The organism is Desulfovibrio intestinivivus (assembly GCF_053570665.1).
Window position 1 is genome coordinate 2792379 of record NZ_JBRBQT010000001.1, and the last position, 18058, is coordinate 2810436.

Annotated in this window: 13 protein-coding genes; 11 read left to right on the top strand and 2 right to left on the bottom strand. The window is 53.1% G+C overall.

Annotated elements, in window-relative coordinates; genetic code table 11:
• The first annotated feature begins 652 nt into the window (after positions 1-652).
• The 11 genes from ACUZ9P_RS11990 to ACUZ9P_RS12040 all read left to right on the top strand — a co-directional run bounded on the left by ACUZ9P_RS11990 (position 653) and on the right by ACUZ9P_RS12040 (position 15858).
• Positions 653-2197: a methyl-accepting chemotaxis protein gene (locus ACUZ9P_RS11990; RefSeq protein WP_449249879.1), complete on the top strand. Its 1545-nt coding sequence runs from the start codon at positions 653-655 to the stop codon at positions 2195-2197.
• A 362-nt stretch (positions 2198-2559) separates the two neighbouring features.
• Entirely contained in the window at positions 2560-4317 is a 1758-nt protein-coding gene (locus ACUZ9P_RS11995) for a methyl-accepting chemotaxis protein (protein ID WP_449249880.1), read from the top strand.
• A 404-nt stretch (positions 4318-4721) separates the two neighbouring features.
• The gene (locus tag ACUZ9P_RS12000) at positions 4722-5447 is read left to right on the top strand and encodes an MIP/aquaporin family protein (RefSeq protein WP_449249881.1); all 726 of its coding nucleotides are present in this window, start codon (positions 4722-4724) and stop codon (positions 5445-5447) included.
• A 97-nt stretch (positions 5448-5544) separates the two neighbouring features.
• Entirely contained in the window at positions 5545-7041 is a 1497-nt protein-coding gene (gene glpK / locus ACUZ9P_RS12005) for a glycerol kinase GlpK (protein WP_449249882.1), read from the top strand.
• A 312-nt stretch (positions 7042-7353) separates the two neighbouring features.
• Positions 7354-8028 (top strand): HD-GYP domain-containing protein, encoded by a 675-nt coding sequence (locus ACUZ9P_RS12010; RefSeq protein WP_449249883.1) that lies wholly within the window; start codon positions 7354-7356, stop codon positions 8026-8028.
• A 395-nt stretch (positions 8029-8423) separates the two neighbouring features.
• Positions 8424-10043 (top strand): peptide chain release factor 3, encoded by a 1620-nt coding sequence (locus ACUZ9P_RS12015; protein ID WP_449249884.1) that lies wholly within the window; start codon positions 8424-8426, stop codon positions 10041-10043.
• A 327-nt stretch (positions 10044-10370) separates the two neighbouring features.
• Positions 10371-11474 carry an SGNH/GDSL hydrolase family protein gene (locus ACUZ9P_RS12020; RefSeq protein WP_449249885.1) on the top strand — a complete coding sequence of 368 codons (1104 nt, stop codon included), beginning with the start codon at positions 10371-10373 and terminating at the stop codon, positions 11472-11474.
• Complete coding sequence (locus tag ACUZ9P_RS12025) at positions 11474-11884, top strand: SxtJ family membrane protein (RefSeq protein ID WP_449249886.1); 411 nt, start codon at positions 11474-11476, stop codon at positions 11882-11884. The genes ACUZ9P_RS12020 and ACUZ9P_RS12025 overlap by 1 nt, the downstream gene beginning before the upstream one ends.
• A gap of 24 nt (positions 11885-11908) precedes the next feature.
• Positions 11909-12058 carry a DUF5989 family protein gene (locus ACUZ9P_RS12030; protein ID WP_192111728.1) on the top strand — a complete coding sequence of 50 codons (150 nt, stop codon included), beginning with the start codon at positions 11909-11911 and terminating at the stop codon, positions 12056-12058.
• A 48-nt stretch (positions 12059-12106) separates the two neighbouring features.
• The gene (locus tag ACUZ9P_RS12035; RefSeq protein WP_449249887.1) at positions 12107-13966 is read left to right on the top strand and encodes a carbamoyltransferase family protein; all 1860 of its coding nucleotides are present in this window, start codon (positions 12107-12109) and stop codon (positions 13964-13966) included.
• A gap of 647 nt (positions 13967-14613) precedes the next feature.
• Positions 14614-15858, top strand: a complete 1245-nt coding sequence (locus ACUZ9P_RS12040; protein ID WP_449249888.1) for a diguanylate cyclase — start codon at positions 14614-14616, stop codon at positions 15856-15858.
• A 71-nt stretch (positions 15859-15929) separates the two neighbouring features.
• Here the strand turns inward: ACUZ9P_RS12040 and brnQ are convergent, their stop codons facing one another.
• Both brnQ and ACUZ9P_RS12050 read right to left on the bottom strand, forming a co-directional pair.
• Positions 15930-17231: a branched-chain amino acid transport system II carrier protein gene (brnQ, locus tag ACUZ9P_RS12045; RefSeq protein WP_449249889.1), complete on the bottom strand. Its 1302-nt coding sequence runs from the start codon at positions 17229-17231 to the stop codon at positions 15930-15932.
• A gap of 294 nt (positions 17232-17525) precedes the next feature.
• On the bottom strand, positions 17526-17954 hold the full coding sequence (locus tag ACUZ9P_RS12050; RefSeq protein WP_022660132.1) for a TOBE domain-containing protein: 429 nt from the start codon (positions 17952-17954) through the stop codon (positions 17526-17528).
• Positions 17955-18058 lie beyond the last annotated feature (104 nt).

Sequence of the window (18058 nt, forward strand, 5' to 3'; positions counted from 1 at the left end):
AAAATATGAACCTCAATTTTGTGAGCAATTTTTAGCGCATCAAAACATACATACACCACCAATACAGCAGTAATCAGTTCAAAAATTAGATATCTTGATTGCAATAATTGCACACAGTCCTGTCCAAAAAAGTAATATCAACATAATTACGACAAATCACGACACTATTTATAAAGCAATTATTATCGAATGTTATATTTTTAGACATCTGTTATTTCGCACAAACTCCAGCATGTGAAAAAAATATTTATATTTATGAAACATAAACATTATAACATAAATTCCGTAAACCAAATTGCAGCATCACTACTATTGATACCAACGCATGCCACGGCTTTATAAACAGCAAACAGTTTCTGCCGATGCGCCTTGTTAGCAATATTGCGCTGTAAATCGTCCATTATGATATTAAATTGCCTGCGGAGGAACTGTTTTGATCAGCCAGATACTGCATACGTTACGCGGAAAATTCATCCTCACTATTTCTGTTGGGGCCATTGCCATGGCCGGGCTATTTTGTTTTTCGTTGCAGGCAATTAACAATATTGAAATCAAATATGCCAACACCCGCGATACCGCCATCGCAGGCAGAATTATTGCCCTTGAAGTAACTAAAAATATAAATTATTTTAGTCGTTTAACAAGAAATATCATGCTTGGCAGCAATATTGACAAAGACCTCAAGCAAATAGACACAGCCCTTGCCGCCGTTAAAAAGCACTTTGCCACGCTCTCCTCCCTCAAGCTGCCCGCAGACTCCAAAGCTTTGACGGATAAAGCTCACGAGGCGGCCATTGCATTCATGAACAACGGCCAGAGCCTTGTTGCTCCCTTAAAGGATATCCCCGCAGACCAGCGCTACCGCACCTACAAGACCTATGAAAAGGAAGCCACGCCCTATGCCGTGGCATTTCGCGAACATTTTGAAAAATTTGACGCAAATATTACCGCCCTTGCTGAAACAGCCATGGCCGAAATGAATGATGACATCGCATCGCGGCGCACCCTGATGTGGATTGAGTTTATTTTTGCCATATGCCTGGTGTATTGCGCAGGATATTTCCTGACCAACAGGGATCTGCGCGCCATGCGCCAGTGTGTGTCTTTTGCCTCAACCCTTGGAACCCAGCAGTCAGATGAACGCCTCGCTGCCGGAAGTTTTGCCAGCCTGAGCACTCTGGCTCTGGCGCTGAACAGCACGGCAGACAATCTGGCAAACTACCGCAAGGCTTCTTCCACCGCACAGGCTGAAGCAGAGCATGACCGCGAAGAAGCCAGAAAAGCCCTTGCGGAAGCCCAAAAGGCGCAATCTCTTGCAGAGAGCGCCAAAAGCGAAGGGATGCTCCATGCAGCCAGCCAACTGGAACATGTGGTTGAAATTGTCTCCAGCGCTTCGCAGGATCTTGCGGTCAAGATAGACCAATCCCGCAGCGGGGCTGACGATCAGTCTGGCCGTGTGCGTGAAACAGCCACGGCCATGGAGCAAATGAACGCCACCGTGCGCGAAGTTGCCCAAAACGCGCAGCAGGCCGCCGGCATTGCAGACCAGACCCGGCAACAGGCACTGGAAGGCGCGCAGATTGTTAACGATGCGGTCAAGGGCATTGAGTCGGTGCACACGCAATCCCTTGCCATCCGGCAGGATATGGACGTGCTGGGCAAACAGGCCGAAAGCATCGGGCAAGTTATGAGTGTTATTGCCGACATTGCCGACCAGACCAACCTGCTTGCGCTTAACGCCGCCATAGAAGCTGCCCGGGCGGGCGATGCCGGGCGCGGCTTTGCCGTTGTTGCTGATGAGGTGCGCAAACTGGCGGAAAAAACCATGTCTGCCACCCAGGAGGTGGGTCGGGCCATTGGTGATATTCAGGCCGGGACACGAAAAAATATTGTGAATGTGGAACAGAGCGCCAGCGCCATTGAAGAGGCGACCAAACTTTCCATCCGCTCCGGTGATTCGCTCAAACAGATTCTTGAGCTTGTTCACCTGGTGAATGATCAGGTTCAGGCTATTGCCGCTGCAAGCGAGCAACAGTCTGCCGCCAGCGAGGAGATCAACAAATCCGTTGAGCAGGTTGCAACCATTTCTGCCGAAACGGCTCAGACAATGGAAAATGCCGCGCATGCCGTTGATGGCCTTGCGCAGCAGGCGCAGGTGCTGCAAGGGCTTATCCGCGACATGAAAAATCAGGGCTGAAGCTCCTGAGTGCAATCGTCCTTTGTGAAAGGCCGTCCATCACCGGGCGGCCTTTTTCATTGCCGCAGCAATTTTTGCGCATGCGCATTCCGCAGTATCTGCAATCGACAAGTAATATTTTTGCGCCACAGTGTATGGACACAGTTCGCAAGGCGCATTAGGCTGATATAACCAAAATGCTTGGAATGGCTGCATCAGCATCCCAAGCCGATTTTCTGGGTATCACATACTCTATGGTTCGTAGTAGATGCTAGAATCATTTCCACGTTTAACATAAAAATTTCAATTTGTTATAGTTGTGTAAGACTTTTGTCCGCACTTGCTGCGGCCATTCAACCTCATGCTTTTTGGGGAGGTGCACCATGCAGTTAAAAGTAGCAACCCGGCTTTGGCTGGGTTTTGGCTCCATTTTTTTTCTGATACTGCTCAGCGCCTTGATTATGCGCCATAACCTGAGCCAGGCCGACCTCCTTGCCGACACAACAGCCAATGAAAGCATGCCGCTGGCCATGCTGGCTGCGGATATGAAGCTGCAAACCGTGCAGGTGCAGCAATTCCTGTCTGACGTTTCGGCAACGCACAGCCCTGATGGCTACAAGGAGGCGCAGGAAGCCGCAGATACCTTTCATGAGCATGCGGAGAAATTCAAAAACAAATTCGCTCTTGCGAACAACAAAAAATCGCAGGAACGGCTTGCCGCGTTGGTCGCGTCGTTTGACGCCATGTACGCGCTGGGCCGCAAGATGGCCGACACTTACATCAACCAGGGCATAGAGGCTGGCAACGAACTCATGGAAGATTTTGACAATGCCACAGAAGCTCTCACAACTGCTTTGGAACCATTTATTGAAGAGCAGACCGGCGTGGCAAGCCACAACCTCGGCACGTTAAAGGACGAGCTCGCAACAAGCCTGATTCTGCAATGGATTCTGACCGGGATTTCAATTATTACTGGCTCGCTTGGGGCATTTTTTACAATCCGGTCGTTCATGGCGCAGCTTGGAGCGGAACCTGCCGATGTGGCAGAAGTGGCGCGCAAAATTGCCCACGGCGACCTTGAAGTGGATATGAGCCTGCACGGCAGCCGTAAAAACTGCGGTCTGTTTGCAGCAATGCGTGAAATGCGCGACAAACTCAGCGAAAGTTTCACCCAGGCATCCACGCGGCAGGCTGAGGCGGAACTGCAAGCCGAAGCCGCCCGCAAGGCAACTGCCGAAGCCCAGCAATCAAAGCTGATGGCTGAAAGGGCCAAGGCGGAAGGCATGTTGCAGGCAGCCCAGCAACTTGAAGAAGTGGTTGAAGTAATCTCTGGCGCTGCGGAGCAGCTTTCTACGCAGATAACCCAATCCAGCCGCGGGGCGGACGAACAGTCAAACCGCGTGCACGAAACTGCCACCGCCATGGAAGAAATGAATGCGACGGTGCTTGAGGTTGCCAAAAATGCCCAACTCGCAGCAGGGGTTTCTGGCAACGCTCAAAAACAGACCATTGAAGGCGTACAGATTGTTAGCACCGAGGTTGAGAATATTAAGTCCATTCATGCTAAGTCATTGGCAATCAAGCAAGATATGGGGGCATTGGGCAAACAGGCCGAAGCCATTGGCCAGATCATGAACGTCATTGCGGATATTGCCGACCAGACAAACCTGCTTGCGCTTAACGCCGCCATTGAGGCTGCTCGTGCTGGCGATGCAGGCCGGGGCTTTGCCGTGGTGGCTGATGAAGTGCGCAAACTTGCAGAAAAGACCATGACAGCCACCCGTGAAGTTGGGGACGCCATCACAGGTATTCAGCAAGGCACAAGAAAAAATATTGATAATGTGGAAGACGTGGGTGCAGCCATTGAAGAAGCAACCACGCTCTCTGCCCGCTCTGGCGATGCTTTACGGCAAATACTTGAGTATGTAGAGCACGTTAACGATCAAATCCAGGCAATTGCCGCTGCAAGTGAGCAGCAGTCGGCAACCAGCGAAGAAATCAACAGATCAGTCGAGCAAGTCGCAACCATTTCTGCCGAAACTGCGCAGGCTATGGATCACGCAAGCAAGGCAGTGGATGCCCTCTCCCAACAGACGGCTGCACTGCAAGGACTAATACGCGACATGAAAACTCACGGATGACGCACCTTTTCTTCCTGCTGTTCATGGCCGCCTTCGGGCGGCCTTTTTACTTTTCGGACGGATTTATGATACGGAAATCTGAATAAAACCACATTACAGTAATAATAACCCTTACCGTTTGTAACAATTGCAATACACTTGCAATCTTTTTTTCATCCCATTATATATCAAATATAGGATTAGTATTCCTTACAAACATATAACCAATTGCGATGCTCCGGCTCAACCTGCATCAGACACGCACGTTTTGTAAAACGCACCCAAATACCAAAGAGCCTTCGGCATCCAAGCAGAAAGGAAAATTGCGCCAAGCAGTCCCCCATTTTTACCAGCAAGCTATTGGAACAGGAGATGGCAAGCCTCAGGACTTGCTGCGATATCAACAACTTGTGAAGGATATGCCCATGACCAACCTTCTTGGTGAATTTTTTGGAACGATGATTCTGATTACCTTTGGTGCTGGCGTTGTTGCCTGCGTTTTGCTTAAAGACTCCAAGGGCAACGGAGGCGGCTGGATTGTTATAACGGCGGGCTGGGCTTTTGGCGTCATGCTCGGCGTATTTACCTCGGTGGCGCTTGGCGCGCCCCAGGCTGACCTCAACCCGGCCGTGACCCTGGCCAAAACCATGCTGGGCGTCTACGGCGCAGGCCAGGCGTTCGCAACCATGCTGGCGCAAATCGCTGGCGGTTTCACCGGCGCTGCCATCGTGTGGCTTGCCTACCTGCCCCACTGGGCGCCCACTGAAGATCCCGGCCTCAAACTGGCTGTCTTCAGCACCGCGCCTGCCATCCGCAGCTACGGCCAGAACTTTCTGTGCGAAGTTATTGGCACATTCATGCTGCTTTTTGGCATCTTTGCTATTTTCCACACCAACAATGGCACCCTGCCTTCTGGTTACGGCCCCTACATGGTGGGCATCCTTGTGTGGGCTCTGGGCCTCAGCCTTGGCGGCCCCACCGGTTACGCCATCAACCCCGCCCGTGACCTTGGCCCCCGCATTGCGCATGCGGTGCTGCCCATTGCCGGCAAGGGCTCTTCTGACTGGGCCTATGCCTGGATTCCGGTTTGCGCTCCCATGGTCGGCGCTGTGCTTGCCTATGTTGTGGGCAAGGCCGTAGGCCTGATCTAGACCGTTTTGAGCAACTCCGTGCTGCCATGCAGCGTGCAGGTTTCCAGACGCCTGCGCTTTGCGGCAACAAACACCAACCATGCTTTCGGAGGATTATATGGCTCATAAATACATTCTGTCGCTTGACCAGGGAACAACCAGCTCGCGCGCCATTCTTTTTGACCGCGACGCCAATATTGTTCAGGTTGCGCAGCGGGAATTCACACAGATATTCCCCCAGCCGGGCTGGGTTGAACATAACCCCAATGAAATCTTTGACACGCAGTCGCATGTTGCCAAGGAATGCCTGAAACACGCCAACGTGCAGAGCAACGAACTGGCCGCCGTGGGCATCACCAACCAGCGCGAAACCACGGTTGTGTGGGACAAAGCCACCGGCGCACCCGTATACAATGCCATTGTGTGGCAAGACCGCCGTACGGCTGGCTTTTGCGACCAGCTGCGCGCTGCGGGCAAGGCTGATGTTATTCGTCAGAAAACCGGCCTTGTGCTCGATGCCTATTTTTCCGGCACCAAGGTGCGCTGGATACTCGACAACGTGCCCGGGGCGCGCGCCAAGGCCGAAGCGGGCGAACTGCTTTTCGGCACCATTGATACCTGGCTTATCTGGAACTTCAGCAAGCGCGGCGCGCATGTGACCGACCCTTCCAACGCCAGCCGCACCCTGCTCTTCAACATCCACACCGGCCAGTGGGATGATGAACTGCTTGAAATCATCGGCGTGCCACGCGCCATGCTGCCCGAGGTGGCCCCCTCCTCCAGCGTTATGGCTCAGACCCACCCCGAATTTTTCGGTCAGGCTGTGCCCATCGCGGGCGTGGCTGGCGACCAGCAGGCCGCTACCTACGGCAATGCCTGCATGACCGAAGGCATGGCCAAAAACACCTATGGCACGGGCTGCTTCCTGCTGCTCAACACAGGCACCAAGGCCCGCGAAAGCAAGAACAACATGCTGACCACCGTGGCGTGGGAAACGCCCAAGGGCCGTTATTACGCCCTAGAAGGGAGCGTTTTTGTGGGCGGAGCAGTGGTGCAGTGGCTGCGTGACGGCCTCGGCTTTATCCGCGATTCTTCTGAAATGGAAAGCCTTGCCATCACCGTGCCGGACAACGGCGGCGTGTATCTTGTACCCGCCTTTGTGGGCATGGGCGCTCCCTACTGGGATCAGTACGCCCGAGGCACCATGGTGGGCATCACCCGCGGCACCAACCGCGGGCATATTGCCAGGGCGGCGATTGAATCCATTGCCCTGCAAACCCTCGACATCATGGAGGCCATGCAGAAAGACGCGGGCGTTCCCCTGACCACCCTGCGCGTGGACGGCGGCGCAAGCCGCAACAACATGCTCATGCAGTGCCAGGCCAACCTCACAGGCGTGGTTGTTGAGCGCCCCATGGTTACGGAAACAACCGCCCTTGGTGCCGCCTACCTTGCCGGTCTGGCTGTGGGTTTCTGGGAAAGCGAAGAACAGCTCTGCGCCCAGTGGAAACTTGACCGCCGCTTTGAACCCAACATGCCCGAAGACCGTCGGCAGGAACTGCTGCACCAGTGGCACCGCGCTGTGGAGCGGGCCAGAAGCTGGATTGAAGAATAAGTTTCTCCCCGGCTAGAACCGGACGCACAATACATAAACAACAGGGCTGCTCCATTGGGGCGGCCCTGTTTTGCGTGCTAATAAGCTGCGTAGGTTATGAGTTGTTATATGTTTATAACATCATGTTATTGAACATTATTTTAAAATTATTATGTGTATTATCTACCTTGCAAATTTTTACGAATGTGGCTAATTTGACATTGAAATTAAATTTCAAACCTGCTAATCCGTGACCTCACTTGAGCAGTGTTCTCAATCCTGCCCGCACGTCTGAACGTGAACGGCGCGTTTCGCCGACCATAAGGATACGTAATGTTGTGCCATTCCCGCCTTAACCTTGCCGAATGCGCCACCCGCCACGAAAAACTCGTTCCTTGCAGCTCTGCTGTGACAGAAATCATCCACCAGCTTGCGGAATCACTCGGCAAAGCCATAGACGCCAAGGATACCTATACCCTCGCTCATTCAGAAGAAGTTGCCATCATCTCGCAGTCTTTGGCCCTTGCAATGGGGCTGGGGCACCAGGCTGCCGACATAATCCATGTGGCCGGGCACCTTCATGACCTTGGCAAAATTGGCGTTCCTGACGACATCCTGGCCAAAACATCCGCTCTTACACCCAAGGAATGGCTGGCGATCCGCAAGCATCCAGACATGGGGGCCGACATTCTTGCTCCCATAGCCTGCCTGCGGGATTGCGGCATTGTGGATATGGTACGCGCCCACCACGAACGTTTTGACGGCAACGGTTACCCGCAGGGGCTTAAAGGCGGGCATATTCCCCTGGGCGCACGCATCATCACTGTTGCGGATAGTCTTTCTGCCATGCTGCAATCACGCCCATACCGCCAGGCCAAGAGCTTCGACGAGGCCTGCCGTGAAATAATAAAAGGTACTGGCAGCCAGTTTGATCCGGATGTGGTCAAAGCCTTTATGAGCATCAGGGACAGGCTGCGCGACCTTGTTGCCATGTTGCGTGTGGACTGAACATCCATCAATAAGTGCCAGAAAGTCCAGCATACGGTGCTGGCGCAACATCCTTCACAAGGTTGTAACCTGCTGAACCTGCGGCTCATACTGCAGCCGGACATCTGCAATTCAAGCAGTCACCCAATGTAAACTGTTTGACTGCCTTAAAGTAAGTGGTTAAATTGTCGTTTTGGCAAATGAACGGCCCACGCTGTGTTTCGTGAGGTTTTGTCCTCGCGGTGTGGATGCGGATGGTTGCAGCGCAGCGCAAACGCACGGCATTCGCCGTGCTGCTTTTTTGCCCAAGCCCGCGCAACCAGCCAGCGCTTATTATGCGGCAGACCTTTGCGCCGCTATGTAGCCGGATTCTGACCCACCGGCACACTCCTGACCTCTGAATTCCAGGCAGATTTATGCAAACAAACATATCTTCGGCCATGAGTCGCGAAGCGCTCAGACGCCGCACTTTCGGCATTATTTCCCACCCTGACGCAGGCAAGACAACCCTCACGGAAAAGCTGCTGCTGTTCGGCGGGGCCATCCAGATGGCGGGCGCGGTCAAAGCCAAGAAGGCCCAGCGCCATGCCACATCTGACTGGATGGAAGTTGAACGCGAGCGCGGTATTTCTGTTTCATCCTCAGTGATGAAGTTCACCTACGCCGACCATATCATAAATCTGCTTGATACGCCCGGTCACCAGGACTTTTCAGAAGACACCTACCGCGTGCTCACGGCTGTGGACTCCGCCCTCATGGTCATTGACTCGGTCAAAGGCGTTGAAACGCAGACCCGCAAGCTCATGGAAGTGTGCCGCATGCGCGACACGCCCATTCTGACCTTTATCAACAAGCTTGACCGCGAAGGCCGCGATGCCTTTGACCTCTTGAGCGATATTGAGCAGACTCTGGGCATTCAGGCCGCGCCCATGACCTGGCCCATTGGCATGGGCAAGAGCTTTCAGGGCGTGTACGACATTGAGCGGCAGGCCATCCGCTTTTTTGCGGAGGACGGCAAAAAGACCTCCCGGCCCAAGGAAGCTCTGGTCATCAACGGATTGAACGATCCGCAACTTGCGGAACTGATTGGTGAAGACGCCGCCGAGCAACTGCGAACGGAAATTGATCTGCTGGAAGGCGCGGGCTTTCCTTTTGACAAGGAACTGTACCTCAAGGGCAAGCAGACCCCGGTATTTTTTGGCAGCGCGGTCAACAATTTCGGCGTTCAGGAACTGCTCGACACCCTTGTGCGTCTTGCGCCCGGCCCCATCCCCCGCGTGGCGGAATGCGCCACGGGCGAGCGTGTGGTCAATCCGCTTGAAGAAGATTTTTCCGGCGTTGTTTTCAAAATTCAGGCAAACATGGACCCCGCCCACCGTGACAGAATTGCCTTTATGCGCATCTGTTCCGGCAGGTTCGAGCGCGGCATGAAGGTCAAGCACCATCGCATCGGCAAAGAGGTGCAGCTTTCGCGGGCAATCACCTTTATGGCGCAAGACCGTGAAGGCGTTGAAGATGCATGGCCCGGCGACATTATCGGTTTGCATAACCACGGTACCCTGAAAATCGGCGACACGCTCACAACCTCGGAGCCGCTCAAGTTCACGGGTATTCCCAACTTTTCGCCCGAGCATTTTCGCCGTGTGCAGCTGGCTGACCCCATGCGCTCCAAGCAGCTTGCCAAAGGGCTGAAACAGCTTGCGGAAGAAGGGGCCATCCAGGTTTTTCGCCCAATCACTGACAGCTCGCATATTCTTGGCGCAGTGGGCGTGTTGCAGTTTGACGTTATCATTGCCCGGCTCAAAGCCGAATACGGCGTTATTGCCCTGTACGAGCCCTGTCCCATTTCTGCCGCGCGCTGGATAACCTCCAATGACAGGGCGGCGCTGGAGTCCTTTAAATCCGACCAGCAGTCGAACCTCGCCTACGACGGCGACGACTGCCTTGCCATCCTTTCCAGTAACGAATGGCGGCTCTCGCGGATTATTGAAGAATGGCCGCAGATAACATTCCACGCCACACGTGAAATCAGATAGCCGGACAAAAACTTCATCTGTTCACACCTGCATAAAATTGAATAACCGCACAAAATCCTGCAAAAACGGTTTTTTGTGCGGTTATTTTCAATTCTGATTACATAGTGAGGTGCCGCAGGCCGCGCCTTATGGGGATATAGAGTTTCTGCCCTCACAAAACCATGCTTGAAAAATTGGCAAAGCAGGCATATATGGTCTACTTGATTATGCTTACGCTTTGGCCTTCCCGTTCAGGTGCTCCCTCGGTGAGGAAGCCCACACGCCTGAACCCCGAAACTTTCTTTCAACCACTCCTTTATGCTAAAAAGATTCCTGATTTTTCTGTTTATGCTGATAGCCATGCTTGAGGTGGCATCCTATTTCTACATCAAGTATATAAACACAAACATTCAGATGCCGTCTTACAGTCTGGTGAACGTTAACAGCAAGTTCTGGACGTTCAGCGACGAGCATTTTGGCGTATGGCACCACCCTTCATCCACATATTTGCACAAAAAGGCCTGCTTCACAGCCCAGTACGCTTCCAATGCCCTTGGCATGCGCGACAAGGAGCGCACCAGGGATGCAGACCAGCCGCGCGTTGTTATTCTAGGCGATTCTTTTGTTGAAGGATGGGGCAACAGATCGGAAGACAGGCTCTCCAACCTGCTTGAGGCTTCGACCGGCATGGAAGTGCTCAATTTTGGCACTTCCGGCGGTTTTGGCACCATTCAGGAATGGCTGCAATACAAGCATATGGTTAAACAGTTCAGGCACGATGTTGTTCTGCTGGGTATTCTGCCCCGCAATGATTTTGAAGATAACAGCCTGGATTTCTACTACACTCAGGACACGGACGATTACCGCCCATATCTGGTTGGCGATTATCCTGATTACAAGCTTTTTTACCCGGTTAAAAAGCTGCCCCAGCCGACTAAGGTTCAGGCCTTGGTCAAGAGCTTCAAGCTCTCCCTGCTGGAATGGAGCTGCCTGTACCGGGTTGCAATTTATCTGAATGATTTCAAGATCGAAAACATGAAGCTTGTCCCCCGCTGGACACCTGAAAATACCGATGATCCTTCGGGCGGCTCCATGTACTATTCTGTGCCCGAGAACGAATGGAACATCATGCGCTATTCACTCGAGCAGCTTGTGGCCGAAGCGGGGAACCGCAAGGTTATTCTGTTCACTATCCCCGCCTATCAAGATTTTGAACACTATGACGGCAAGGAGCCGCCCCTTGCCCGCAAGCTGCGCGAACTGGCCGGGCGCACCGGCGCAACTTATGTGGACTTGATGCCTGCCATGCTTGCACGCGGCGTCAAATACCCCGACCTGTATTTCAGTTGCGACAAGCACTGGAATGCCTTTGGCAACGCTGTTGCCGCAGACATTCTTGAGCCGTACGTGCGCGCCGCCCTGCAATCATCCCCCGCTGCAAGAGGAAACTGATGCAACACCGCAAACTACATTTCGGCTTTTTGCCTGCTGCCGTGAGCAACAAGGAATGCGCCGATACCGCTATGGCCATGACATTGATATGTCTGTTGGCCGTCATGTTCACCCAGTCGCTCACCCTGTTGCCCCTTGCTCTGGGGCTGCTGCTGGCGGGCATGGTCTGGCCCCGCTTGTACTCTCCCCTGGCAAAGCTCTGGCTGGGCCTTTCCCTGCTGCTTGGCTCCGTCATGTCGCGTCTGCTGCTGAGCGTCATATTTTTTGTTGTGGTGACCCCGCTGGCGCTTGTCATGCGCCTTTTCGGGCATGACCCCATGCGCCGCAAAGGCTGGAAAAAGAGCACGGATTCCACCTTTGTTTCGCGCGACCATACCTTTGAAGCAAAAGATCTGGAACATCCTTTTTAGGATTTGTTCTTTCAGGAGATACCAATGGATTTTCTTAAAGACCTGCTGCAATTTTTTATGCAGCGCAAAAAATTCTGGCTGCTTCCCCTTGTGCTCGTTCTGCTGCTGTTTGGCGTGCTTGTGGTGATGACCAGCGGCTCGGCCATAGCGCCCTTTATTTACTCTGTTTTTTAACAGCATCTGGTCAGGCGCACCCAGCGCCAACGACACATGGGAGCCTTCATGCCCAGAGCCATTCTTGGCATTTCTGCCTATTACCACGACTCCGCAGCCGTGCTGCTGGTGGACGGCAAAATTGTGGCAGCCGCTCACGAAGAGCGCTTTTCACGCATCAAACACGATTCCGGATTTCCCAGCCACGCAGCTGCCTACGTGCTGCGCGAGGGCGGGCTGAATATTGCCGATCTTGAGGCTGTGGCTTTTTACGACAAGCCCTACCTCAAGTTCGAACGTCTGCTTGAAACCTACAACGGCTTTGCCCCGGCTGGCCTGCGCAGCTTTCTTTCCGCCATTCCCGTCTGGATCAAGGAAAAGCTGTTCATGCGCTCCATGCTGCGCGAGGCCATCGCCAAGCTCGGCCCTGGCTCGCCCAAAATGCTTTTTCCAGAGCATCATCTTTCGCACGCTGCCAGCGCCTTTTATCCTTCGCCCTTTGACAGGGCCGCCATCCTGACCATTGATGGCGTTGGCGAATGGGCAACCACCACCATTGGCCTTGGCGAGAACGCCAGCATCCGCATCCTTAAAGAGCAGCAGTTCCCCCACTCGCTGGGCCTGCTCTACACGGCTTTTACCGCGTACTGCGGCTTCAAGGTCAATTCGGGCGAATACAAGCTTATGGGGCTTGCCCCATACGGCGATGGCGACATGGAGCTAGTGGGCAGGCTCAAAAAAGCTATCTGCGACAGCCTTGTGGACATTCGCGAAGACGGCTCCCTACTGCTGAATATGGAATACTTTGACTATGCCACTGGCCTGCGCATGTACAAGCGCGACAAGTGGGAAAAGCTGCTGGGTATTCCCCCTCGCGATGCGGAGAGCGAAATCGGTCAGGAATATATGGCCCTGGCGCTGGCTATCCAGCAGGTGACGGAAGACATCGTGCTCAAGCTGGCCCACACAGCCCGCGAGCTGACCGGCTGCGACAATCTGGTCATGGCGGGCGGCGTGGCCCTGAATTGCGTTGCCAATGGCCTGCTGATACGCAGCGGCATCTTCAAGAATGTATGGATTCAGCCCGCCTCCGGCGACTCTGGCGGGGCACTGGGCGCTGCGCAGACTGCCTGGCATATTTGGGGCGACAACGGGCGTCCATCCCCCAACGGCATTGATGCCATGCAAGGCTCCTATCTTGGGCCGGAGTTTTCGCGCAACGACATTCTGCGGGTTGCGCGCCGTTTTGACGCGCCCTATACCGAATACACAAACCTCGAAGAACTGTACTCCACGGTGGCCCAGCACCTGGCAGACGGCTCTGTGGTTGGCTGGTTTCAGGGCCGCATGGAATATGGCCCCCGCGCCCTGGGCGACAGGTCAATTCTGGGCGACCCCAGAAGGCCTGAAATGCAAAAAAAGCTGAACCTCAAGATCAAGTTTCGCGAGGGGTTCCGTCCCTTTGCGCCCTCTGTGCTTGAAGAATACTGCGCCGAATGGTTTGATCTTGACGCCAAGTCGCCCTACATGCTGGTGTGCGCCCCTGTAGCGCAGAAGCACCGCACGGCGCTACCGGAAAATGTGCGCGAGCTGCCGCTCTACGACAGGCTGTATCTGCAACGCTCCTCTGTCCCGGCCATCACGCATGTGGACTGGTCTGCCCGCATTCAGAGCGTTTCGCGCAGCACCAATCCCCGTTACTGGGGGCTGATAGACACGTTCCGGCGTGAGCAGGGCTGCCCCATGGTCGTCAACACCAGCTTTAACGTGCGTGGCGAACCCATTGTCTGCACTCCCATGGATGCCTATACCTGCTTTATGCGCACAGAAATGGACTTTCTTGTGCTTGGCGACATGGTTTTTGACAAGCGCAACCAGCCGGAGTGGCAGGAAAATGTAGACTTCAAGTCCATTTTCACACTCGACTGACGTATAGCTGCATTATAAAAATACCATAAAACAAGAGCGGAACTCCTGAACGGGTGTTCCGCTCTTGCTTTACACGTGTAAACAACGCGCTGCCCAAATGGGCATGACGTAGTTATCACAAAATGAAAAAGCTATTGATAATTGTTTATACAATAAAGTAATCTTATTGCCGTTCTCAAAAATATTATATAATTTGACAGCAGATCTATTTTAATTTCTATAACACCTTATACACAAGATGCATCACATGCATGTGACCTGGTAAATTTGGAGCTAGTGTGGAATTACACATTCCAACAATATTTGTAATGTTGGTTGCAGGTTGCATTACACTTGCAGTATCTACGCTTGCGGCTTCTGAACGCCATGCAGGCGATGGGCTACGCGAATGGGGTCTGGCCCTTTGCATTCATGCTACAAGTTATATTCTCTTTACCCTGCGTGGAAATATTCCAGATTTTTTATCTGTTGTGTGCGCAAACACTTTTTTTTCTATTTCCTATGCAATTTTTTACTATGCTGTTCATATTTTTCTTGGCATACATCCGCGAAACAGATTTCTATTTTGGGGGCCTCCCCTGGTCACAACGGTTGGTGTTCTGATTTTCTTTAATTCTGTGGTCTTTCGCGTTCTGTTGGTCAATGCAATGCTGGCTGTTCAGGGTTTTCTGGTGCAAAAGGCACTGCTGAGCTACAAGTTTGAATTCTCTGTGCGTGGGCGCAACCTGATGGTATTTGGCATTGGGCTATCAATCCTCTCGCTTGCGTGGAAATTCTGTGTAGCCATTATTGCCCCCAATGAGGTAATGAGCATTTTTCTGACCACACCGGCTCAGGTAACACTTTACATTGTCACATTTATTTCTTTGATCATGGTATCAAACGGCTTTGCGCTCATGGCAAAGGAGCGCTCAGATGCGGCCTTGCGTAAGGCTGCCCTGCTCGACAGACTGACCGGCTGCTGGAACCGTGTACGCATTGAAGAGATTTTGCAGCAAGAGATGGCGCGCATGCACCGCTATGGGCATCCGGTTACGCTGTTGATGCTGGATCTGGACAACTTCAAGCGTATCAACGACCAGTTCGGGCACCTTGCTGGCGATGAGGTGCTGCGGGGGGTTGGCAGATTGCTGTGTACAGACATACGCGCAACTGACGTGCCGGGACGCTGGGGCGGAGAAGAATTTGTTGTGGTTTTACCCTCCTCCACTTTTTTTGATGCCGTAACCCTCGCGGAGCACATACGCGATCATCTTGAAAAACTGCATTTTTCTTTTAATGCAAGAGTTACAGTAAGCATTGGCGTGGCAGCCTGTCGGGCAACTGATACTATGGAAGAATGGATGCAACGGGCAGATATGGCTCTGTACAGAGCTAAAGTTAGTGGCCGCAATCAGGTCAGGGTGGAGGATCTGGACGGCAGTATCAGCAATTTTATTTGCAGCCCTTCAAGCGCATTGCGCCTTCAGTGGAGCGAAACATACGAATGCGGGCATGAGGAGATTGACAGGCAGCACCGCAATCTATTTACAACAGTCAACAACCTGCTGCAACTGGACAGCTCCGGCACTGACAAAAAAGCAATTACCGCCGCCGTTGAAGGCCTGTTGGCGGACACGGTGGAGCATTTTCAGTTTGAGGAGCACATCCTGAACCAGATCGGATACCCGGATGCGCCCTCGCACTTGCAGGCGCATCAGCGCCTGCTGGACAGAGCCAACATCCTTCTGGCCCAGTTTCAGCGCGATGGCGCAGGCCTTGCGGCCTTGCTCCGTTTTATGATTTACGAACTCACAGCCCAGCATATCATGATTGACGACAGGTGCTTTGGCAAAATTGACGCTGCAGCGCTTGGAACCCCCGCCCCGTCGCATTCTGCTGATCATGGCTAATCAGCGCTGATCTTGACTTCCGCAAAAGAGATGCGAGGCGCAAAGCGCCAGCAGCAATAACTGCCTGGATACTACGCCCTGCCTTTGCCTTGGCGCACAAAAAAACCTGCAATGCCAAAAATCAGGGCGGGCAATATCCAGCCCAGCCCCACAGATTCAAAAGGCAGCAGGGCTGTCAGCTTGATGGGCAGCCCAAAATCTTCAAGCACGTTCAGGCCGCTGCTCAGCAAAGCGCCAACGGTGGCAAAACGAAAGATGTTGTCGTTCTTGATGAACTTGTCAAACAGTGAAAGCACGATAACAGTCAGAGTGCCTGGGTACAGAAAAATCAGCACTGGCGCCGCAAGCGAAATGATGCTGTCCAGCCCCACGTTTGAGGCCACCATGCTGAACAAGCCAGTGGTGATGACCACAACCCTGTAACTGAAGCGCCCCTTGCTGAACTGCGAAATAAAGGTGCCCGTGGTGCCTATCAGCCCCACAGCCGTTGCCATGCAGGAAACACTTATCACTACAGCCAGCAGCCAATTGCTGGCACGCCCAAAAAGCCCGCCCACAAGGCCGGATACCAGCGCGCCTTTTTCCGTATCAGCCGGATACAGCCCAGAGCCTGCCGCACCAAGATAGCACAGCCCGCCGTAGATTATGAACAACAGCACCCCTGCCACAAGGCTGGACAAGCCAACGGAAAGCGCTTTCTGACTGCCTGAGGTATAGCCCTTGGCCTTGAGCGTATTCACGATAATAAAACCGTAAACCAACGCGGCCATGACATCCAGAGTCTGATATCCGGCGAGAATGCTGTTCCATGCAACCTTGGCGTCATGCACGTTGGCGTCGATTTCTCCCAGCGGCCAGGCTACGGCGGCGCATACAATCAGGATAAAACCGCCGATCTTGATGGGTGAAAGGTAGCGGGCAATGGCGTCCACCATATTTGATTCACGATACGCCAGTAGGGTAGAAATGCCAAAAAAAGCCGCTGAATAGAGAACCTTGGCAAGGCTGAACCCCTTTGACGAGTAGCCAAGCGGCGCAAAAGAAATGGCAAAGGCGGTAGCCCCGGTACGTGGAATGGCCAGCAACGGCCCAATGCACATAATGATTGCCAACATCATGAGCATAGCCGGGGTTCCGCCAAGCCTGTAAAAAAGCCCTTCCTTTCTGTCAATGCAAGAAGAAGCCAGCATGGCGTAAATGGTCAGCAGGGCAAGGCCCACATCTGCCGCATAATAGCACAAAAAACCCGTGAACCACTGCGATCCCGCCGTCAGGCCAATGTAGGGGGGGAAAACCACATTCCCCGCGCCAAAAAGCATGGCGAACAAGGCCGCCCCAACCACAAATGAATCGCGCACGAGTTTTTTGTTCATAAAATTCCAGTAGTACGAGTATTACAGGGGGTCTGCCCTTTGCCATGGCACGGCGCAAGCCACCCGCGCCGCCTCAAATATCAGAAGGCGAGGCCGCAGGCTATATGGTCAGGTCATATTTTTTTGGGTCAGGCGCGGCAGGCGTTCAAAAATAATAACCTTTCAGCATGTTATATACACATTATATACGCAGGCCAGAGCAAAAAATTCGGCTCTGCCGTTTATTGCAAACAGCAGAGCCGCTACCGGTCAAGGCCAATGAGAATGACCCTAACCTAAACTCGATGAATCGATCTATTTGGCTACAGCAAGAATAACCTGCGAGGCCTTAACAATGGCGGTAACCTTTTTGCCGGGTTCCAGGCCAAGGTTCTTGATGCTGCCCATGGTCACAATGGAGGCGATGGAAGCGCCGCCGGGCAGTTCAACGATAACCTCGGCATTGACCGCGCCGGGGGTAACCTTGCTCACAGTACCGGCAAACTGGTTGCGGGTAGAGAGCAGATAGTTTTCTGCATCATTCATCAGCAGTACAAAGCTGGCCTTGATGAGGGCCATTGCGCTGGCGCCGGGCTTAAGGCCAAGATTCTTGGTGCTCACCTTGGTAATGGAAGCAACAATGTTGATACCGCCTTCAACGGACAATTCCACTTCATCATTGACTGCGCCGGAGTTAACGGCAACAACTTTGCCGGAAAAAACATTTCTTGCGCTGGTTTCCATATGATTCTCCTTCAGTTTGCGGAGTGACTGCAATAATCGGGGGGAGGACAACCTCCGCTTTGTATGGGGCAAGACTACAGGCTTTGCAGTAAAATAGCCAACCA

Coding starts and splice junctions, on each gene's coding strand:
- ACUZ9P_RS11990 (WP_449249879.1), top strand. CDS start 653: ATGCTTGGCAGCAATATTGACAAAGACCTCAAGCAAATAGACACAGCC.
- ACUZ9P_RS11995 (WP_449249880.1), top strand. CDS start 2,560: ATGCAGTTAAAAGTAGCAACCCGGCTTTGGCTGGGTTTTGGCTCCATT.
- ACUZ9P_RS12000 (WP_449249881.1), top strand. CDS start 4,722: ATGACCAACCTTCTTGGTGAATTTTTTGGAACGATGATTCTGATTACC.
- glpK (WP_449249882.1), top strand. CDS start 5,545: ATGGCTCATAAATACATTCTGTCGCTTGACCAGGGAACAACCAGCTCG.
- ACUZ9P_RS12010 (WP_449249883.1), top strand. CDS start 7,354: ATGTTGTGCCATTCCCGCCTTAACCTTGCCGAATGCGCCACCCGCCAC.
- ACUZ9P_RS12015 (WP_449249884.1), top strand. CDS start 8,424: ATGCAAACAAACATATCTTCGGCCATGAGTCGCGAAGCGCTCAGACGC.
- ACUZ9P_RS12020 (WP_449249885.1), top strand. CDS start 10,371: ATGCTGATAGCCATGCTTGAGGTGGCATCCTATTTCTACATCAAGTAT.
- ACUZ9P_RS12025 (WP_449249886.1), top strand. CDS start 11,474: ATGCAACACCGCAAACTACATTTCGGCTTTTTGCCTGCTGCCGTGAGC.
- ACUZ9P_RS12030 (WP_192111728.1), top strand. CDS start 11,909: ATGGATTTTCTTAAAGACCTGCTGCAATTTTTTATGCAGCGCAAAAAA.
- ACUZ9P_RS12035 (WP_449249887.1), top strand. CDS start 12,107: ATGCCCAGAGCCATTCTTGGCATTTCTGCCTATTACCACGACTCCGCA.
- ACUZ9P_RS12040 (WP_449249888.1), top strand. CDS start 14,614: ATGCTGGCTGTTCAGGGTTTTCTGGTGCAAAAGGCACTGCTGAGCTAC.
- brnQ (WP_449249889.1), bottom strand. CDS start 17,231: ATGAACAAAAAACTCGTGCGCGATTCATTTGTGGTTGGGGCGGCCTTG.
- ACUZ9P_RS12050 (WP_022660132.1), bottom strand. CDS start 17,954: ATGGAAACCAGCGCAAGAAATGTTTTTTCCGGCAAAGTTGTTGCCGTT.